The 18,487-nt window shown below is 45.1% G+C and carries 18 protein-coding genes; 14 read left to right on the forward strand and 4 right to left on the reverse strand.

The genetic code is table 11. The annotated features are described in order from the left end of the window. Nucleotides 1–39: 39 nt before the first annotated feature. Both trmB and ACQKMP_RS08095 read right to left on the reverse strand, forming a co-directional pair. Nucleotides 40–756, reverse strand: coding sequence for a tRNA (guanosine(46)-N7)-methyltransferase TrmB (gene trmB / locus ACQKMP_RS08090; protein ID WP_036679523.1), 717 nt, complete (start codon nucleotides 754–756; stop codon nucleotides 40–42). 196 nt (nucleotides 757–952) lie between these two features. Further along, nucleotides 953–1,138, reverse strand: coding sequence for a hypothetical protein (locus ACQKMP_RS08095; RefSeq protein ID WP_042125061.1), 186 nt, complete (start codon nucleotides 1,136–1,138; stop codon nucleotides 953–955). 323 nt (nucleotides 1,139–1,461) lie between these two features. Here ACQKMP_RS08095 and ACQKMP_RS08100 point away from each other — a divergent pair, with 323 nt between their 5' ends. Genes ACQKMP_RS08100 through ACQKMP_RS08115 form a run of 4 tightly spaced genes read left to right on the forward strand, consistent with a single transcriptional unit; the run spans nucleotide 1,462 to nucleotide 5,013 of the window. After that, on the forward strand, nucleotides 1,462–2,418 hold the full coding sequence (locus ACQKMP_RS08100) for a TIGR01212 family radical SAM protein (RefSeq protein WP_379422980.1): 957 nt from the start codon (nucleotides 1,462–1,464) through the stop codon (nucleotides 2,416–2,418). After that, nucleotides 2,418–3,020, forward strand: a complete 603-nt coding sequence (locus ACQKMP_RS08105) for a class I SAM-dependent methyltransferase (protein ID WP_427469139.1) — start codon at nucleotides 2,418–2,420, stop codon at nucleotides 3,018–3,020. The genes ACQKMP_RS08100 and ACQKMP_RS08105 overlap by 1 nt, the downstream gene beginning before the upstream one ends. A gap of 46 nt (nucleotides 3,021–3,066) precedes the next feature. Then, complete coding sequence (locus tag ACQKMP_RS08110) at nucleotides 3,067–4,035, forward strand: type I phosphomannose isomerase catalytic subunit (protein ID WP_042185697.1); 969 nt, start codon at nucleotides 3,067–3,069, stop codon at nucleotides 4,033–4,035. A gap of 27 nt (nucleotides 4,036–4,062) precedes the next feature. Next, on the forward strand, nucleotides 4,063–5,013 hold the full coding sequence (locus ACQKMP_RS08115) for an alpha/beta fold hydrolase (RefSeq protein WP_379422985.1): 951 nt from the start codon (nucleotides 4,063–4,065) through the stop codon (nucleotides 5,011–5,013). Nucleotides 5,014–5,323: 310 nt separating this feature from the next. Here ACQKMP_RS08115 and ACQKMP_RS08120 read toward each other — a convergent pair whose 3' ends face one another. Both ACQKMP_RS08120 and recQ read right to left on the reverse strand, forming a co-directional pair. Then, entirely contained in the window at nucleotides 5,324–7,231 is a 1,908-nt protein-coding gene (locus ACQKMP_RS08120) for a B12-binding domain-containing radical SAM protein (protein WP_379423562.1), read from the reverse strand. A gap of 16 nt (nucleotides 7,232–7,247) precedes the next feature. Then, nucleotides 7,248–9,083 (reverse strand): DNA helicase RecQ, encoded by a 1,836-nt coding sequence (gene recQ, locus ACQKMP_RS08125; RefSeq protein ID WP_076284133.1) that lies wholly within the window; start codon nucleotides 9,081–9,083, stop codon nucleotides 7,248–7,250. Between the two features lie 170 nt (nucleotides 9,084–9,253). Here recQ and ACQKMP_RS08130 point away from each other — a divergent pair, with 170 nt between their 5' ends. The 10 genes from ACQKMP_RS08130 (at nucleotide 9,254) to ACQKMP_RS08175 (ending at nucleotide 18,390) form a co-directional block, all read left to right on the forward strand. Then, nucleotides 9,254–10,867, forward strand: coding sequence for a spore germination protein (locus ACQKMP_RS08130; protein WP_197071268.1), 1,614 nt, complete (start codon nucleotides 9,254–9,256; stop codon nucleotides 10,865–10,867). Next, nucleotides 10,860–11,963: a GerAB/ArcD/ProY family transporter gene (locus ACQKMP_RS08135; RefSeq protein WP_379422988.1), complete on the forward strand. Its 1,104-nt coding sequence runs from the start codon at nucleotides 10,860–10,862 to the stop codon at nucleotides 11,961–11,963. Before ACQKMP_RS08130 ends, ACQKMP_RS08135 begins: the two co-directional genes overlap by 8 nt. After that, a complete protein-coding gene (locus ACQKMP_RS08140) occupies nucleotides 11,956–13,179 on the forward strand; it encodes a Ger(x)C family spore germination protein (RefSeq protein ID WP_427469140.1) in 1,224 nt (407 codons plus the stop codon). Before ACQKMP_RS08135 ends, ACQKMP_RS08140 begins: the two co-directional genes overlap by 8 nt. Before the next feature lie 24 nt (nucleotides 13,180–13,203). Next, the gene (locus tag ACQKMP_RS08145) at nucleotides 13,204–13,392 is read left to right on the forward strand and encodes a CLC_0170 family protein (protein ID WP_042185688.1); all 189 of its coding nucleotides are present in this window, start codon (nucleotides 13,204–13,206) and stop codon (nucleotides 13,390–13,392) included. A gap of 93 nt (nucleotides 13,393–13,485) precedes the next feature. Continuing rightward, complete coding sequence (locus tag ACQKMP_RS08150) at nucleotides 13,486–14,478, forward strand: RluA family pseudouridine synthase (protein ID WP_042185686.1); 993 nt, start codon at nucleotides 13,486–13,488, stop codon at nucleotides 14,476–14,478. A gap of 103 nt (nucleotides 14,479–14,581) precedes the next feature. Continuing rightward, nucleotides 14,582–15,001 carry a GNAT family N-acetyltransferase gene (locus ACQKMP_RS08155; protein ID WP_042185684.1) on the forward strand — a complete coding sequence of 140 codons (420 nt, stop codon included), beginning with the start codon at nucleotides 14,582–14,584 and terminating at the stop codon, nucleotides 14,999–15,001. 97 nt (nucleotides 15,002–15,098) lie between these two features. Beyond that, nucleotides 15,099–15,620, forward strand: coding sequence for a hypothetical protein (locus ACQKMP_RS08160; protein ID WP_042185682.1), 522 nt, complete (start codon nucleotides 15,099–15,101; stop codon nucleotides 15,618–15,620). A 47-nt stretch (nucleotides 15,621–15,667) separates the two neighbouring features. Further along, nucleotides 15,668–16,063 carry a hypothetical protein gene (locus tag ACQKMP_RS08165; RefSeq protein ID WP_042185681.1) on the forward strand — a complete coding sequence of 132 codons (396 nt, stop codon included), beginning with the start codon at nucleotides 15,668–15,670 and terminating at the stop codon, nucleotides 16,061–16,063. A gap of 20 nt (nucleotides 16,064–16,083) precedes the next feature. Next, a complete protein-coding gene (locus ACQKMP_RS08170) occupies nucleotides 16,084–16,653 on the forward strand; it encodes a TetR-like C-terminal domain-containing protein (protein WP_042125036.1) in 570 nt (189 codons plus the stop codon). Nucleotides 16,654–16,809: 156 nt separating this feature from the next. Beyond that, on the forward strand, nucleotides 16,810–18,390 hold the full coding sequence (locus ACQKMP_RS08175) for an oleate hydratase (RefSeq protein WP_076284125.1): 1,581 nt from the start codon (nucleotides 16,810–16,812) through the stop codon (nucleotides 18,388–18,390). Nucleotides 18,391–18,487 lie beyond the last annotated feature (97 nt).

Genomic DNA, 18,487 nt, shown 5'->3' on the forward strand with positions numbered 1-18,487 from the left:
TTATTATTGAAGCACATCTTTTGGAGCAGTGCTTTGTAACTACAACCGATATTTGTCCAAACGGGTAGCTTGATACTGCTTGAGCGCTTCCGCACCTACAATGGCCTCACAACGATGGATATTCACGCCACGTCCGACAAATTTCGTCTCGTATTCCGTCATAATATGATCCTCATTTATGATGCCGTCCGCATGTAGGTCTAACGAAATATTTTTCATCTGTAGACCAAAGTCCGCAAATGCATTTAATGAGAATTCAAATAGGCTTCGAGAATCTGTTTTCAAATGAATTTCACCTAAGTCGCTTAGCAGCCCCCGATATTTGTCAAGAAAACGCGGGTGTGTCAAACGACGACGAGCATGCTTACTCTTTGGCCACGGATCACTGAAGTTAAGATAAATTCGTTCCAGCTCTCCTGGAGCAAATACTTCCTCTGCATAATCAATATTGGCGAGTGCCAATTTCAGGTTGGGCGGCGTCTCATGACCTGCCGGCTCCCATACTGCTCTAGCCTTATCTCCAGCACGGCGGATCAGCTCATCATACATATCAACGCCGATAAAATTAATATCGGGATATTTGAAGCTCATTTGGCTGATAAACTGTCCCTTGCCCATTCCGAACTCCACATGGATCGGATGATCATTCCCGAACAGCTTGGACCACTCACCTTTATAACTCCGAGGGTCAAGAATGACTAGATCGGTCTGTTCTTCCAAACTTTCACGTATTCCTTTTCTTCCGCGTAAACGCATAGGTATTCCTCCGATTATCTCTTATACGATAACTGTCACTTGCAATATTGTGCCGAAATTGTCCCGAAAAGTAAAGGGATTGGGGTAAAAAAGAAAAAGGAATTCTCTGGCTCAGCTCTTAAATGAGCTATCCAGGGGAATTCCTTCGTTGTGTATATTTGGAATTAAGGCTCATTCTTTTCCGGTAGATTAGGATCTACTTTGTGTTTGAGCTGGTGGCAAATGTCTTTTTTTCGAATGCGCTGCGAATTTTACGCTGTGCATCTGTCTTGATCTTAGGGTTGCCGTTAAATTCCACACCTGTTAGTGCAAGGGCTTCATCTGGCGTTAAGTGGACTTCAATCGAATCTTTACCCTCAGCATATACCGTTTGAGAATTCATTGCTATCACCTCACGGTTATTATTATGGATCGGACGACACGAAATTATGAACTCCTGGCTGAATTTCTTTAAGCCACAGCAGCTTTTCACACTCTGAATATAACATACTATGTAAGCATTTTCAAGTTGAAAGCGCCTTACTTTCGGCCTATTTTTCATGCCAGTACCGGGAGTGAATGTTACGCCGAGCTCTGTTTTTTGATACAATGTATTGGATTATAAGAAACGGCTGTGTGTTCTTTTATAAAGGATGCCATCCGTCTCAGAAAAATATAAGGATAAGGATACTTATCTATGTTTATATTTTCAGAAAGGGGCTCCTCGTGTCTAATCTTCAATACACTACTCCTCCGCAGCTTTGGGGAGATAAACGTTTTCATACCTGGAATTACGAAATGCGTGAACATTTGAACACCAAGGTATTCAAAGTTATGCTTGATGCAGGCTTTACCTGTCCCAACCGTGACGGCTCCATCGCTAAAGGTGGTTGTACTTTTTGCAGTGCCAGAGGTTCTGGTGATTTTGCGGGAAGTCGCCGAGATGATCTCGTCACCCAATTTAATAATATCCGTGACAAGCAGCATCTAAAATGGCCAAACGCTAAATACATCGGATATTTTCAGGCCTATACGAATACGTACGCTCCGGTCGAAGAGCTTAGAGAATATTTCGAAGTGATTTTACAGCAGCCAGGTGTCGTTGGACTATCTATTGCTACACGGCCTGACTGTTTGCCGGATGATGTTGTCGAATATTTGGCCGAGCTAAACGAGCGCACGTATCTGTGGGTAGAGATGGGTCTCCAAACTATACACGATTCCACTTCTGAGCTAATTAACCGGGCTCACGACAGCCAGTGTTATGTAGATGCTGTTGAGAAGTTGCGGCGTCACGGCATTCGTGTCTGCACCCATATCATTCACGGTCTCCCACAGGAGACGCATGAAATGATGCTCGAAACGGTATCTGCTGTGGCTCGCATGGATGTACAAGGAATTAAGATTCACCTTCTGCATCTCATGCGTAAAACACCCATGGTGAAGCAATACGAAGCTGGGTTGCTACGATTCATGGAACAGGACGAGTATGTGAAGCTCATTGCCGATTCACTCGAAATTTTGCCCCCTGAAATGATTGTACATCGCTTGACTGGAGACGCTCCTCGGGATCTCTTAATCGGACCGATGTGGAGCCTCAAGAAATGGGAAGTGCTAAATGCCATTGACGATGAGCTAGTTGCTCGTGATACTTGGCAGGGTAAGTATTGGAGGAAGAGCTAATGGGCTTTATGTCCGTTTTAAGCTTTGCTCATAAATTAATCTCTGAGCGGTTAACTTTAGGTGATCGTGCGATTGATGCCACTGTAGGTACTGGTGCTGATACGCTTTTTCTAGCCAAAACAACCGAAGCTCGCGGTGAAGTCTACGGCTTTGACATTCAAGCTGCAGCGCTGAACCTGGCTGAAGAGCGCCTGCGGCTTGCAAAAGAGGAAGCTCCCTCGCTCGCCACCGTCACCTTACTGGAACGTAGTCACGCCGAAATGGCTGAAGCTGTTCCAGCGAACTGGCATGGCACCGTTGGAGCTGTAATGTTCAATCTAGGCTACTTGCCTTCAGGAGATGCCGACAAGAACATCATTACTCAGCCGGACAGCTCCATTACAGCCTTGGAAGCTTCTCTCCAGTTACTGCGTCCAGGTGGGATCATTACGGCAGTTCTTTATCCCGGCCATGCAGGCGGAGATAAAGAAGCCGCTGCCGTTGAATCTTGGGCAGCAGCTGTTTCCCAAAAGGTAGCACAAAGCATTGTTTATCGTCAGCTGCAGCGCACGGATTCACCTTATATGATTGCGCTCGAAAAGAAAAAAGGAAACCCCTCTTAAGCTGTAAGCATCAAACTATTTTATATTTGGGAAGGAAGATGTAGCAATGACTCAACCATATCCTTTGAAATTTCAACCGGAGTTTAAAGAACGTGTCTGGGGAGGACGCGCGCTGGAGAAATTCGGCCTAGATCTACCTGAAGGACATATTGGCGAAGGCTGGATGATCGCCGATCACGCGAATGGAACGTCATCGGTGGTAAACGGAGAGTTAGCTGGTCAAGGCTTAGATCAAATTCGTGAGCAGTTCGGCCATGAATGGTTCGGAAGCAAAGGGATTTCAGAAACGGGTGGAAGATTTCCTCTACTAATCAAATTGTTGGATTGCAACGACAATCTTTCCGTTCAAGTCCACCCTACAGATGATTATGAGGGATTGCCACAAGGTGAACTGGGCAAAACAGAGATGTGGTACGTGTTAGACGCTAAGCCAGGTGCCAAAATCATCTATGGTCTTAAAGAAGGCGTGGATCGTGAAACTTTGCGGGAAGCACTGGAGAAAGGCACCGTTATGGATAGCCTTCAAGAAGTATCTGTCTCTGCAGGAGACTCCTTCTATATTCCCGCCGGAACCGTTCATGCGCTATGTGCTGGTGTCGTTGTAGCAGAGATCCAGCAAAATTCCGACACTACATACCGCATTTATGACTATGACCGTCCAGGCCTGGACGGAAAACCACGTGAGCTTCATATTGAAGATTCACTTAATGTTACAGCTTATGAAGGCGCCGGGGCTACTTCGATGAAGACAGATAACGCAGTCCCTGGAGAGTGGCTGCAACTTGCCGCTTCGCCATATTTTATCGTAGAAAAAGGAATCGTAAATGGTTCATGGGACCTCACCACTACAGAAGACAGCTTCACTATTCTAGTCATCTGTGAAGGCAGCGGACATCTTACTTGGGATGGCGGCTCCCAACCTTATGCTGCAGGAGAATGCTATCTGATTCCTTCCAGTCTCGGCCGTTACGCTATCGAAGGTCATTCTACTGTGCTTCGCTCTTATTTACCATAAGTCGAGAACCTTTAGGAGGAATGGACCATGAAGGAAAATAGCTTTACCCTAACGGATCCCATAGGTGTAAATATCCATGTCTATGAATGGTTACCTGAATCCGATGTGCCAGTTAGAGGAATCGTGCAAATTTCTCACGGTATGTGTGAAACAGCTGTCCGCTATGCTCGTTTTGCGGAAGCATTAACCGGAGTAGGTTATGCAGTATATGTCAATGACCACCGGGGACATGGTAAAACCGCTGGTCAAGTCGATCTGCTTGGCGATGTTGGGGAGGACGGATTCTATTGGATGCGGCGCAATCTGCTCCAGGTAGCAGCCAAAGCACTCTCCAAACATGAAGGTAAGCCCATCTTTCTATTCGCTCATAGTATGGGTTCCTTTCTGGCTCAAAAGCTGATGTGTGAAGAGGGTAACGAAATCTATGCAGGATTTATCCTAAGCGGTACAAATGGTCCTCGCGGTATGCTGCGCCTTGGAGAATCTCTGGCTAGTGCACAGCTCAAGTTAAAGGGTGAACATCACCGAAGTGTACTACTGAACAGCTTAGTATTCGGCAGTTACAACCGTGCTTTTTCTCCCGTAAGAACTGCATATGACTGGCTGAGCAGCGATGATGCGGAAGTTGATAAGTACATTGCCGATCCATTCTGCGGAGCCATTTGTACAACACGCTTTTTCCGTGGTTTTTTCCACCTCCTAAGGGAGATCCATTCCGAGGAATCACTTAGGACATTATGTACAAGTAAGCCCATTTATATATTTGGTGGGGATAAGGATCCTGTAGGGATGAGCGGCCAAGGCATTCCTCGCCTTGCGGAGCTGTACAAGAAACGAGGGATATCGGACGTAGAGTATCGGCTCTATCCAGGAGGCAGGCATGAAATGCTTAATGAGGTGAACCGGGATCAAGTTACAGCCGATGTGCTTAACTGGTTAGAACAGCATCTCCCTTCTGAGGTTACGACTACAGCTTAAAAGAAAACCGTAGGTTTTTTGGATTATTTGAGACAGAGCAGCGATCCTCCCGTTATTAGGGGATCGCTGCTCTTCGTTTTGGGTTGTGAGCAGCTTACATTACTCCTAGCTCCTTTCTTCCCCTCCGCTCCCGGACTCATCTGGCGCTTTTGGCAGCCATTACTATCCCACTTCGTTTTCGGTCTTAGAAGACTTTTATGGCCAATCATCACTTCCCTCCACCACTTGCGAATTCAGAAGACGCTTGCGCATGTAACAAAAAAAGACCGCCCCCAAAGGAACGGTCTTTCCTCCCAACACAATCGCCCTATTACAAAGGCAGCGTATAATACTGAGCGCGTTGGCTCTCGTTCTGCTGATACATTACGATTAGCAGCGTGCGACCTTCTCGAACGGAAGGTGATTCAGCTATGGCTACAGCAGAGCTTGTGGTTTGGACAGACTCTTCTAAACTACTCTCTGTAACTCCCTGTATCAATGACTCAGGAGAAGGTACAGTCCCGTCGTTAGCATCGCCTGCTTCCTCTTCCTCTGAACCCCCATCCGCCCGTAGACCGCTGATGGATTCCAGCACCGCTTCAAGCGAGAACGGTAGCACTTCAAGCACCGTATATTTTTGCAGCTCTCTTTCGCTGAGTCCGGTTTCTGCCAACTGCGCAGAGATTTGACCCGGATTAGCAGCAATATCCCTCAAGTAACTCGACCAATCCGACTTATCCAGCACGAAATCCCACCAGATTTTGCGAGGCTTATACTTGTGTCCTAGGAAATAATCAAGCTTCATTAGCCCAGTAATAATATCCATAGACGGAGTCCCTCGATCTATCAAGAAGGACTGCAAACGGGTAAAGAGATCTTCTAGCTGATGCCCAATCTTTTGCCAGCCTCTCTCCTCCCAGTAGTCACCGAACTCCTGAAAGAAATCAAATGGTGAATCAAACACGTGACGGATCAAGTATTTGGCTGTATGGTCCATCCGGTGGCTGTTCCAGTATTTCTCCAGCACATCCTCAAGCCGCTTCAAACGAATAATATCCGAGAAGGTCATCATATGACTGCTAAGAATTTCGTAAGGGGCATGTTCCATATACGTATACTCATATTTTGCCGCCTGTGCACGCAGACCCGTCCCGCGAAGCATTTTGAGGAATCCAAGTTGCAGCTCTTCTGGCTCCATAACGAATACATCATTAAAGGTTTTGCGGAAGGTGGAGTAATCCTCCATCGGAAGCCCCGCGATCAAATCCAGATGCTGATCGATATTGCGGCTTTCCTTAATCTTCATTACCGTACGAGAGAGCTTCTTGAAATTCTGGCGGCGTTTAACAAGCTCGTTCGTCTCATCATTTGTAGACTGTACACCAATCTCAAATCTAAAGATGCCCGGAGGCGCATTATTCGACAGGAAATCCAGAACTTCTGGCCGCATGATATCTGCTGTGATTTCAAACTGGAACACACAGCCTTGATGATTATCGATCAGGAATTGAAACATTTCCATCGCATAGTTGCGGTTGATATTGAAGGTGCGGTCCAAGAATTTAATGATTTTGGCGCCATTTTCAATTAAGTAGAGTAAATCAGACTTCACTCGTTCAATATCATAATAACGTACGCCTACCTCAATACTGGATAAACAAAATTGACAGTTAAACGGGCACCCACGGCTCGTCTCAAAATAAACAATACGTTTGCTCAGATCTGGAATATCCTCTGGAAAACGATGCGGTGTAGGCAGCGTATTTAGATCGCTTTTGGGACGAGGTGGATTTACAATGATCTCCTCTCCCTTACGATAAGCAGCTCCGTACACAAAATGAAATTTCCGGTCGTCTCTCAGCTCCTGCAACAAATGATGAAAGGTCTCTTCTCCATCTCCGTTTACGATGAAATCAATGCCAGCTTCTCTCTTCATCCAATGCAGCGGCTCATAAGAGACTTCCGGTCCTCCGAGAACAATCGTAACCTCAGGCATCACTTGCTTAAGAATTCCGATCAGCTTGAGCGTCTCTTCGATATTCCAGATATAACAGGAGAAGCCAATCACATCTGGCCGTTTCTGAAACAAGTCGGACACGATATTCATCACGGGATCTTTAATGGTGTACTCCACCAAATGAATATCTTTAAATTCATGCTCACTGTAGGCTTTAAGCAAACGGATCGCCAGTGAGGTATGGATATATTTTGCGTTTAGCGTGGTCAGAACGATTTTCAATGCTACACGACCTTTTCTACATTTCATTTTGAAAAAACTCTAGGAATGCCTTACCATACTTCCGGTATTTCACTTCCCCGACACCCTTTACCCTCAGCATTTCCGCTTCGGTCTGCGGGCAAACCACACTCATCTCACGCAGCGTGGCATCATTAAAAATAATATATGAGGGCACATGCTCACGTCCCGCCAACTCTCGCCGGATCAGACGCAGCTGCTCAAAGACGGTCTCATTGACTGCCGAAGGTGACAGGTCATGCCCGCGACTACGAACTCGCGTACCAGATGCCGCACCTGCTCGTGATGGCCGCGCTACTCGCTGCATGACCTCACGCTGTCCGCGCAGTACCTCAGCAGCCAAAGGCTGGAGCCGCACTACGGGGTATTGTCCTTCAGATAAAGCAAGATATCCCTCAGAGATGAGTACATTGATGCTCTCTGAGATCTCCTTCTCTGTCCGGCTCGACATCGCACCGTGGGTCGGCAGCTTATCAAAACCATACTGCATCACCTTCTGATTACGAGAACCTTTCAGCACAGAAGCCACCAACGCAACTCCATAACGTTCCCGCATACGGTGAATGCAGGAGAATATCTTCTGCGCATCTACGGTCATATCTACAAGCTCTCGTTCATCTGTACATGAGCTGCAAATGCCGCATAACTTGTCCTCATGCTCCTCACCGAAATAATCCAGCTGGGCACTGCGCAAGCAGCGGGTAGTATAACAATAATCAATCATTTGCTGAAGCTTGCGATATTCGTTAGCTTTACGGTCCGTATCCTGTGGATTCTGCTCGATCAGGAACTTTTGGGTCATAATATCCTGCGCGCTAAAAAGCAAAATACATTCACTCGGCTCCCCGTCACGACCAGCACGGCCTGCTTCCTGAACATAAGCTTCCATATTTTTTGGCATATTGTAATGTATTACGTACCGGACATTGGATTTATCAATCCCCATCCCAAAAGCGTTGGTGGCCACCATGACCCGGATATCGTCATAAAGGAAGCCTTCCTGGCTATCTGCCCGCTCCTGATCATTCATACCTGCGTGATAACGGCCTGCCGCTATTCCTGAAGCCTGCAGCCTTTGATATAGATCATCCACTTCTTTGCGTGTAGCCGCATATACAATACCCGGCTGATGAGAATGCGTTGCGGTGTAATCCATGACGAACTCCCGCTTATTCTCTCCACGTAGCACAGACATCGCTAAATTATCTCTTCCGAGTCCAGTCATGAAAATACCCGGCTCGCGCAGACGCAGCAGCCGAACCATATCCTCCATAACCTCTGGTGTTGCCGTCGCTGTAAATGCAGCCAAAATTGGCCGTTCTGGCAACTCGTTCACAAAAGGCGATACCGACAAATAGCTTGTACGGAAATCATGTCCCCACTGAGATACACAGTGCGCCTCATCCACAGCCACACAGGAAATCGCCAGCTCAGCCATCTCCAGACGGAACCAGTCCAGCTCTAGCCTTTCGGGCGCAACATAAAGCAGCTTCAAATCGCCGCGACGGGCAGCCCGAATCCGCTCATTTACTTCTTTCCCGCTTAACGTGCTATTAATAAAGGCTGCCGGAATACCTGCCGTGGTTAACGCATCGACCTGATCCTTCATCAGAGAGATCAATGGTGAGATCACCAGTGTCAGCCCAGGAAGCAGCAGTGCGGGAACTTGATAGCAAATCGATTTCCCACCTCCCGTAGGAAGAATACCGAGTGTGTCGCGACCTTCCAGCAAGTTCTGAACAATCTTCTTCTGACCATCCCGAAAATCCGGATAACCGTAATATTTTTGCAGCTCAGCCTGCGCCTGTTCAATAGTAGGTGCTTGCATCATCATATCTCTCATAACCCCTTAAGCGTTTCTATCTTTAGTTTAGCGGTCAAAAGTGTATTGAGCAACACTCCTTAACTATGGTCCCCATGTTCTTCCTTTGAAATATTTACATAAAAGGCCTTCTTTTTAGCCAAGCTTTAAGAAGAGAGATTTCAAAGAAGGGTGGAGCGACCGTGCAAAATTGGAAACAAAAATATACCTCCTTTAAACATAAGCCTGCACGCAAAGAGTCCTCTGCCCAGGACAATCGTCCGGTAAAGCCACTGGATTCCAGCCTGGAGAGCAATATAAGCTTCATTCAACAAGTCTTTGGAGAAGACAGCGATCTTATAGTCCGTAACTTCAAGGTGTACGGTAGACATGATGCGGCTATTATCTTTTTTTCTTCTGTGGTGGACCAGAATCAAATTCAGAACTATGTTTTAAAGCCATTAATGAATGTTTCCTCTGATCTCTCAGAAATTCCAAAAGATCTAAAGGATTTACCTGATTACATCTGGAGTATGACAGTACAAGTAACACAAGGTAACCGTACTAAGGACCTAAATACTCTAGCCTCCATCTTGTTGGAGGGAAATGTAGTTCTAATCATAGATGGAATGGATCAGGCACTTTACTTCAATCTGCGTAAAATTGAGCATCGTAGCATTGAGCAACCTCAAACTGAACAAGTTATACGCGGTTCGCGTGATGGGTTTATAGAGAATTTAGAATCCAATATCTCTTTACTTCGCTATCGACTACAAACGCCGGATTTTCGTGTAGTAACTGCCCCTCTTGGCGTACGGACGCGCTCAAAAGTAGCTGTTTGTTATATCGAAGGAATAGCCGATCCAGGGCTAGTTCAAAAGGTGATGAGGAGATTATCAGCAATAAATGTAGACGGCATCCTTGATGCGGGGTATATCGAGCAATTCATAGAAGATCATCCCCTCTCCCCGTTTCCACAGGTTCAGCCAACCGAACGCCCGGATAAATCTATAGCCTCTTTATTAGAAGGACGAGTCATCATCCTTGTAGACGGTTCACCATTCTGCCTCATCGTCCCGGCGCTTTTCAATCAGTTCTTTCAGACGATGGATGACTATACAGAACGTTTTGTTGTAGGAAGCCTCCTAAGAATGATCCGCCTGATCGCATTATTATTTTCCCTTTTCTTCCCAGCCTTATATGTATCCATTATCTCTTTCAATCCTGAGCTACTGCCGACAGAGTTCGCCGTAGCAATAACTGGTGCAAGAGCTGGCGTACCCTTTCCAGCCGTATTGGAAGTTCTGATTATGGAAGTCTTCATGGAGGTGCTGCGCGAAGCAACCATTCGCTTACCGCAAATGATTGGCGGGGCTCTTTCTATTGTAGGTGTGCTTGTCATTGGTCAGGCAGCCGTAGCAGCAGGTCTGGCGAGTCCAACTACCGTAGTTGTTGTCGCTATAACGACCATAGGGTCTTTTGCCACACCCGCTTACAATGCCGCAATCTCTTCAAGAATGCTTAGATTTCCACTGATCATATTGGCAGGCTGCTTTGGTCTGTACGGAGTAATGCTTGGCACTATTGTTATTGTTAACCACTTATTATTCTTGGAATCCTTCGGCGTTCCCTACATGACACCCTTTGTGCCTACGATTTGGAAGGACCTCAAGGATAGTATTGTTCGTGTACCTTTATGGTGGATGCGAAGTCGCCCAAGCTTTCTCAATACACCTGATCCCGATCTTCTTGCGAATGATATTCCCAAAATGCATACCGATCTGATTTTTAAGGAGAAAAGTGAAGCTGATGAATAGTAACCGCCCCATAACAACGATCCAAGTCATGGCTGTAATCATCAGTACGATTATAGGAATAGGAATCTTAAGTATTCCTCGTTATATGGCTGAAGCCGGAGACAGTGGTGCACCGCTCGTAACTGCTTCTGGCGTACCTGTTGCTTTTTTAGGTTGCTGGTTTACAGCGGTTGTCTGCCGAAAATTCCCTAACGAAACGTTGTTCTTATTCAGCCGCCGCCTTCTCGGAACTTGGCTCGCGGATATTTTCTCCATGCTTATTTCTTTGTTTTTTGCTTTCTCTGCTGGGATCACCATGCGCCAATTTGGAGAAGTATGTGTTGCGGTTGTCTTTAAAAAGACACCCATAGAAGTAGTAATTCTCTTAATGCTCCTACTGGTTTCCTTATCAATCCGTAGAAATATTGTAAAATTCACTTATGTACATGTTTTTTATTTACCCTTTATTCTATTATCCGCTATCGCAATTATATTGGTAGCTATGAGAAATGTTGATGTTCTGAACTTGCTACCCCTCACCGGAAATCACACCACCTTTTCAAGCTTTTCCAAAGGAACGATTACGTCCGCTGGCCTTTATCAAGGTACATTTGTCATCATCCTGCTGGTTCCTCTAATGAAAAAACCTCAACAGATCCTTAAAGCAGGCACTATTGCGCTTGGTATCATTGGATTCATTTATGTAATGATCGTTTGGGTCACTCTAGGCATGTTTGGAGCTCAGGAAACCAAATTACTGTCCTATCCAACCCTAGAAGCAGCTCGCTCCATATCCATCGGCGCAGGACTATTAGAACGGTTTGATGCTCTTTTTATAATAATTTGGGTGATTTCTATATTCACTACCATCTTTACGAACTATTACTTAGCCGCATACTCTCTGCAACAAGTGCTGCGGCACAAGGATCACCGCCTAATATCCAGTTTCTTACTTCCACTTATCTTCACTTTTTCACTTTTGCCGAGAAACATATTTCAGGTCTATTCATTTGCTAGCATTACAGCGATAATCGGTTTGATTTTTTTGACCTTCTATCCTCTTTTATTATGGTTAGTCTCTCTAATCCGAAATAAAGGAGCCATTTCTCATGAATAAAAAAATTTATAAGCGTGTAGTTCTTATTTTTATTCTCTCACTCCTGTCTGGATTGCTCGCAGGTTGCTGGGACCAGCTCGAAATTGAAGATCGTGCATTGGTGCTAGGGTTATCCATTGATTCCGTCCCTCCAGACAGCAAAACAAATGATGACCAAACCACTCATCTTAAAAGCGCAAATATTAACTTACCCCAAATTCGTGTAACCGCCCAAATTGCGGTTCCGGGAAGAGTTCCACTCGGACCAGGCAGTGGGGGTGAAGGCGGAGGCGGAAATCAAAATCCAGTATGGGTCGTAGAAGTATACGGGTACACATTAGATGACGCCATGAACAATTTGCAGCAGCAAATTTCTGATCCACGTTATCTGATTCATTTACGAGTGATTATTATTAGTGAGGACATAGCAAGAAAAAGCATGGATGACTTAAATGATTATTTGCGTCGCAATCCAGAAGTTCGTCGCCGGACCTGGCTGCTAGTATCCGAAGGGGAGGCTGCCAAATTTATGAATATTAATCCTCCGCTGCAGCGAGTGCCGACCCTTTACATCCTCTCTACCATGGAAAAAGCAGTGACATCGGGGAAATTTCCTGCTGATTATATAGGTGTATTCTGGTCAGCAGATTCCAAATGGGGCGAAAGTGGTTATCTGCCTTACGTCTCATTACATCAGGAAGACAATATCATGATTAAAGGCCTAGCTTACTTTAGTGGTGGAGTGATGGTCAGTTCGACGATTCCCATTGAGATTGGCGCATATATGTCCATGAAGGGCATTAATCCCGGGGGATACTCCGATCTTTTTTATGCTGATGAATTCGGTCCGGTGATGCTCAAGGTCAACGACCGGTTCACGAGGGTGAAAGTTCAATTCAAAGAGGGCAAACCTCACATCACCTATAACCTCTCTTTAGAGGCGGCTCTAGATGAGCATTTACGTAGTGATATCCCTATCAGTTCCAGCCGTTCTTTAGAAAAGATTGAAGATATCTTTCAAAAGAGAGTGATCGGTATTTTCAACCACCTTATCGAAGAAACTCAACAAGCGCATTCCGATGTCTTTGGCATGGGTGAATATATTCGTGCATATGCTCCCTCCTACTGGAAAGCCCATGTTCGTGACAAACATGACTGGGAGCAGCAGTATTCCAATCTCAGTATTGAAGTTAAGTTGAAAACTCACATCGACAGAGTAGGTCTTAAACAAAATTAAATGACCTTTATAGGAGGCTCTACTATGTTCTATCACCAGCTAACCTACGTAATTGTTGCGCTGCTGATCTCCAGTGTTCTGTTGCTTACTGTGGATACTAAAATATATGCAGTCAATGCTATGCACCGGGAAAAGAAATACGCTAATGTGATCGGTTGGATATATTTCAGCTTATTCCTGCTGATAGGACTAGCTCAGCTATTCTATCTATAAATCGAATTCGTTTCTTGCTGCCCTTCACATAGTATTTCTTAACCGCCCATGGTATATTGAGGAGTACAATATTAAAGGACGGAGAATGCAGTCATGAACACAAGAAGAAATCCTAAAGAAACAGCCAAAAGAGGTACTCGTTCCCACAGCAATTCCCACAGCAAGCCAAATGGCAAGCTTAATCATAAAGCTAAAGCACCCGCAGCGCCCAAGTCTTTTACAGTAAATGAACCTTCTGAGCTGCTACCCTTCTTACTCATCCATATCACAGGCCGTGGACGAAATGCTATTAAATCTATCCTCTCGCGTGGACAAGTAGCAGTGAATGGCAAAGTAGTCACACAGCATAATTTTCAATTGCATCCGGGTCAAACTGTGACGATTGATCAAGAGAAACCTGTACAAGTAGCGGAAATGATCGGACTCACCATCGTCCATGAAGATGATGATCTAATCATTATTCAGAAGGATGCTGGACTGCTGTCGATTGCCACTGCGGAAGAAAATGAATTAACAGCTTACCGCCAGCTTATGGAGCATGTCCGCATCAGCAATCCTAAGAATCGAATTTTTGTCGTTCACCGCTTGGACCGCGATACGTCTGGGGTAATGATGTTTGCCAAAAGCGAACGGATCCAGCAAGCACTGCAAACTACGTGGAAGGATACCGTGAAAGAACGTTCTTACGTAGCTCTAGTCGAAGGCGCCGTTAAAAGACCTGAAGGTACAGTGAGCTCTTGGCTAAAAGAAACCTCTACCCTGAAAATGTACTCCAGTCCTCATGAAGGCGATGGTCTACATGCGATCACACATTATAAGCTCATTCAGGCGAACCGCCACTTCTCGTTACTTGAGGTAAAGCTTGAAACTGGACGCAAAAATCAGATTCGTGTTCATATGGCAGATATCGGCCATCCGATTGCAGGAGACAAGAAGTATGGTGCAGAGACCAAAACGGTAGGCCGTCTCGGTCTGCATGCTCGTGTACTTTCTTTTATTCATCCTACTACAGGAGAGTTAATGACCTTCGAAAGTCCAATTCCGAAGACATTCCTGAAATATACCGCACCTGCACCTACGAACTAACAAGATCACAGTGAATACCCATTCATCCTAAGGGGGCTGATTACAGTGGAGCTTACTACACTACAATCGCTACAATAACTTAACAAAGAATGGGTGATTAGCTATGACAACAGCACATCATTATGAATGTATTGAACGTTTACCCACGCCTGAGGAGCATGCCTCCTTATGGGAAGCTGTCGGTTGGGGGAACGTGAATACGGAAATGACCGCAGCCTCTCTCGCTCATTCGGTGTATGGTATGGTCGTTGTACAGGAAGACAAGGTTATCGGTATGGGGCGGATCGTCGGCGATGGTCATATGTATTTCTATATTCAGGACGTAGCCGTGTTTCCCGAATTTCAGGGCCAAGGCATTGGTAATGTCATTATTGAGCAGCTACTACACTATATTCGATCTCATTGTTTTTCTGGCGCGTTCGTCGGACTTTTCGCATCACATGGGAATGATACCTTTTACGAACGATACGGCTTTCAGAATCATGCCCCGGGTATGACGGGCATGTTCAAGGTCATGGAGTAACAAGCGAAAGATGCCCGGTCCATATGGTCCCTGGGCATCTTTTTCACTTCTATTTAGATCATGTTACAATACTAATAAACAAAAGAAGGTGCCATTATTGTTCCATCCTACTGTCTTCGATAATATTAAAATTGCTTTTGAGAACCAAATCTACGATTACGATAATTTGGACGGAATTCTAGTAGTTACGGATCGTTCCGACCTTCTGAATATGGCATTGATGTCCAGAGAATTTAGCCTTTCCTTCCAATTGACGGCTGGCAGGAGCGTAACAGCCGAAGTCTTTCTTACTTCATCTGTGAAAGATCTTAGCGATGAAATATTGGAAGTGCCTAACACGGATCCCGGCTGCAATCTTTCGTTACGTTTTTATATGGAGATCGAAGATATTCCTGCTGAATGTCAGGCAATCGAGAGTATTCTCAAAGCGATCTGGGGGCCTGAATTCCAGCCCGTGCAATCTTTAAGCTTCATTTATGGTCAAGAAGGTGAAACCTACAACAACTGCATCGAGCTGCGATTCAAAAGGCAAATCACGGAGGAGCAGATGGAGGACATTCCGAACCTGCTGAATCATCTTCTGCAAAGTGTAGAAGAACTGGAATCTTTCTCCGTATAATCCCTACTGCACACCGTTCGTACTTTGGAAAAAGAGGTGAGCCAGAAATGAAATTCCTGCCTGCTACCAAAAGTAACCGTTGGTTTATCTGGATGGCTGTTTATGGTGTTTTTCTGTGGTTGCTTTTCATTCTGCACAGATTCGTTATGATGGCTCATACATTAGATGTCACACTCTTGCTGCGCTTCGCACTCTTTTCCATTATTGTATCTGGTATCGTTAACGTCTTAGCGTGGTTCGGAGCTCGTCTACTCTGGTTAATCACTACAACAGGAATAATCATCGGTTCAGTAATTATGCTAAGCTACACCTATAGAGAGATGTCCGGTTGGGAGGATCTCGCGGGACTCCTTGCTTTTTTCTTTTTTACATGTGGAGGATTTGCACTCGGTTTATTGGCGGAAGGAATTCGTCTGCTAGTTAAGCAGTGGCCGAAAGCTTGAACGGAGGAGATGATCGATCGTTGTCCAATTCTTTTCTAACCAAAAATGCATTGTCCCATTCCTTAAAAGAACTAATGGAACATACGTCGCTCAATAAAATTACAGTCAAACAGCTCGTGGACCATTGCGGACTAAATCGACAAACTTTCTATTATCATTTTCAAGATATATTTGATTTACTCGGTTGGATCTATAAGACTGAGGCTGTAGAGAGCATCGCCCAGTATCGTAGCTACAGTACGTGGACGGACGGTTTTTATAGAATCTTCTGCTATATCGAACGAAATAAAACCTTTTGCTGCAACACCTTGAACTCACTGGGCAGAAATCATCTGGATGCGTATCTATACGAAGTGACGAATGATCTCATTATGGGTGTCATAAACGAACTGTCCGCCGGGATGGAGGTTAGCCACGAAGATAAACATTTCATTGCTAACTTCTATACACTGGCCTTCACAGGCCTTGTCATTCAGTGGATGAGAGACGGGATGAAGGAGCATCCGGATCACATTATCGAGAAGCTAAGTGTACTCATTGAGGGAAATTTTCTAAAAGCTTTGCACAAATATGAGAACAAGCCGTTGTAACCTTTGGGTTCAGCGGTTTTTTTGTCTAAAAACTAGACACATAGACCGTAATGACTAAAATCCATACACTCTAAAAGGATTGATTATACCTTCAAAATTGGAGTTGGTTTACATTAAGAATGTGATTATTTCAACAACAACTTGGAGGCGACCATTGTGAAAAAAGAGTACGGTAATAAACAGGTTTATTTTGTCGGTGGCGGAATTGCATCCTTAGCGGGCGCGGCTTACCTGGTCAGAGACTGTGACTTTCCGGGACAGAACATTCACATTATTGAAGAGATGAAGATTCTCGGTGGCAGCAACGACGGCGCAGGTGACGCTGAGCACGGTTATGTCATTCGCGGTGGCCGGATGCTCAACGATGAGACCTATGAGAATACATGGGATCTACTCATGTCGATTCCCTCCCTCGACCATCCTGAGAAATCCGTTAGAGAAGAGATTATAGAATTCGATACCGCCAATCCAACACATGCTAACGCTAGACTCGTTAACCGCAACGGTGAGGTGGAAGATGTATTATCCATGGGCTTCGATATGGCTGACCGGCTTGCGATGGGTAAATTGATTATTACACCGGAAGAAAAAATGGGAAAAGCTCGGATTAACGACTGGTTTGGTCCACACTTTTTCACCACGAACTTCTGGTATATGTGGGCTACTACTTTCGCCTTCCAACCTTGGCATAGCGCGGTAGAGCTTAAACGATATATGATTCGCTTCGTTCATGAGTTCCCAAGAATACAAACCCTGGAAGGCGTAACCCGCACTCCATATAACCAGTATGATTCCATCATCTTACCTATGCACAAATATCTCGAAGGCTTTGGTGTAGACTTTACATTGAAATGTACAGTAACTGACCTGCAGTTCAAAGATGGAGATGGCATTACCGTAACCCAAATGAACGTCCTGCGCCAAGGTGTCCCAGACGTTATTAACATAAGCGAAGACGATATCGTAATCGTCACGAACGGCTCCATGACTGAAGGATCAAGCCTTGGATCCATGACCTCTGCCCCACGTCTCAATGGGAAAGGTAGCTCATGGAAGTTATGGGAGAACATCGCTGCCAAAAAACCAGGTCTCGGCAATCCATCCTCCTTCGATGATCATATCGATGGTTCGAAATGGGAGTCCTTTACCGTGACCTTCCAAGATTCCAAATTCTTCGATCTTATGGAGAAATTCACTCGCAATCGTGCGGGTACTGGCGCATTGGTTACCTTTAAAGATTCAAGCTGGTTAATGTCCGTTGTCTTAGCCTTCCAACCGCATTTCCGCAATCAACCAGAGCATGTAAAAGTATTCTGGGGTTACGGTTTGTACCCTGACAACGTAGGAGACTTCGTGAAGAAGAAAATGAGCGAATGTACCGGTGAAGAAATTATGGAAGAATTAATCGGTCATCTTCATTTCGAAGAACATAAGGACGAGATCATGGCAACTGCTAATTGTATTCCATGTATGATGCCTTATATCACTTCACAATTCATGCCTAGATTAAATAGTGATCGACCTAAAGTAGTTCCTGAAGGCTCCACTAACCTTGCCTTCGTTGGCCAATATTGCGAAATTCCAGATGATGTTGTATTCACGGAAGAATACTCTATCCGAGCAGCAAGAACTGCAGTATACACATTGCTCGGCATTAACCGGCCTATCGAGCCAATCAATCAACATCAGTACGATGTCCGCACCTTGTTCACAAGCTTTATCACTTCTTTTAGATAAACACATCATAAAGAGACAAGCGCTCCCGGATAGATTCGGGGGCGCTTGTCTCTTTAGTGTGTAAAACAGAGCAGAGTTTCGGAATTAAAAAAAGAAG

This window comes from Paenibacillus sp. NPDC101420, assembly GCF_050277435.1.
Lineage (GTDB): Bacteria > Bacillota > Bacilli > Paenibacillales > Paenibacillaceae > Paenibacillus_AQ.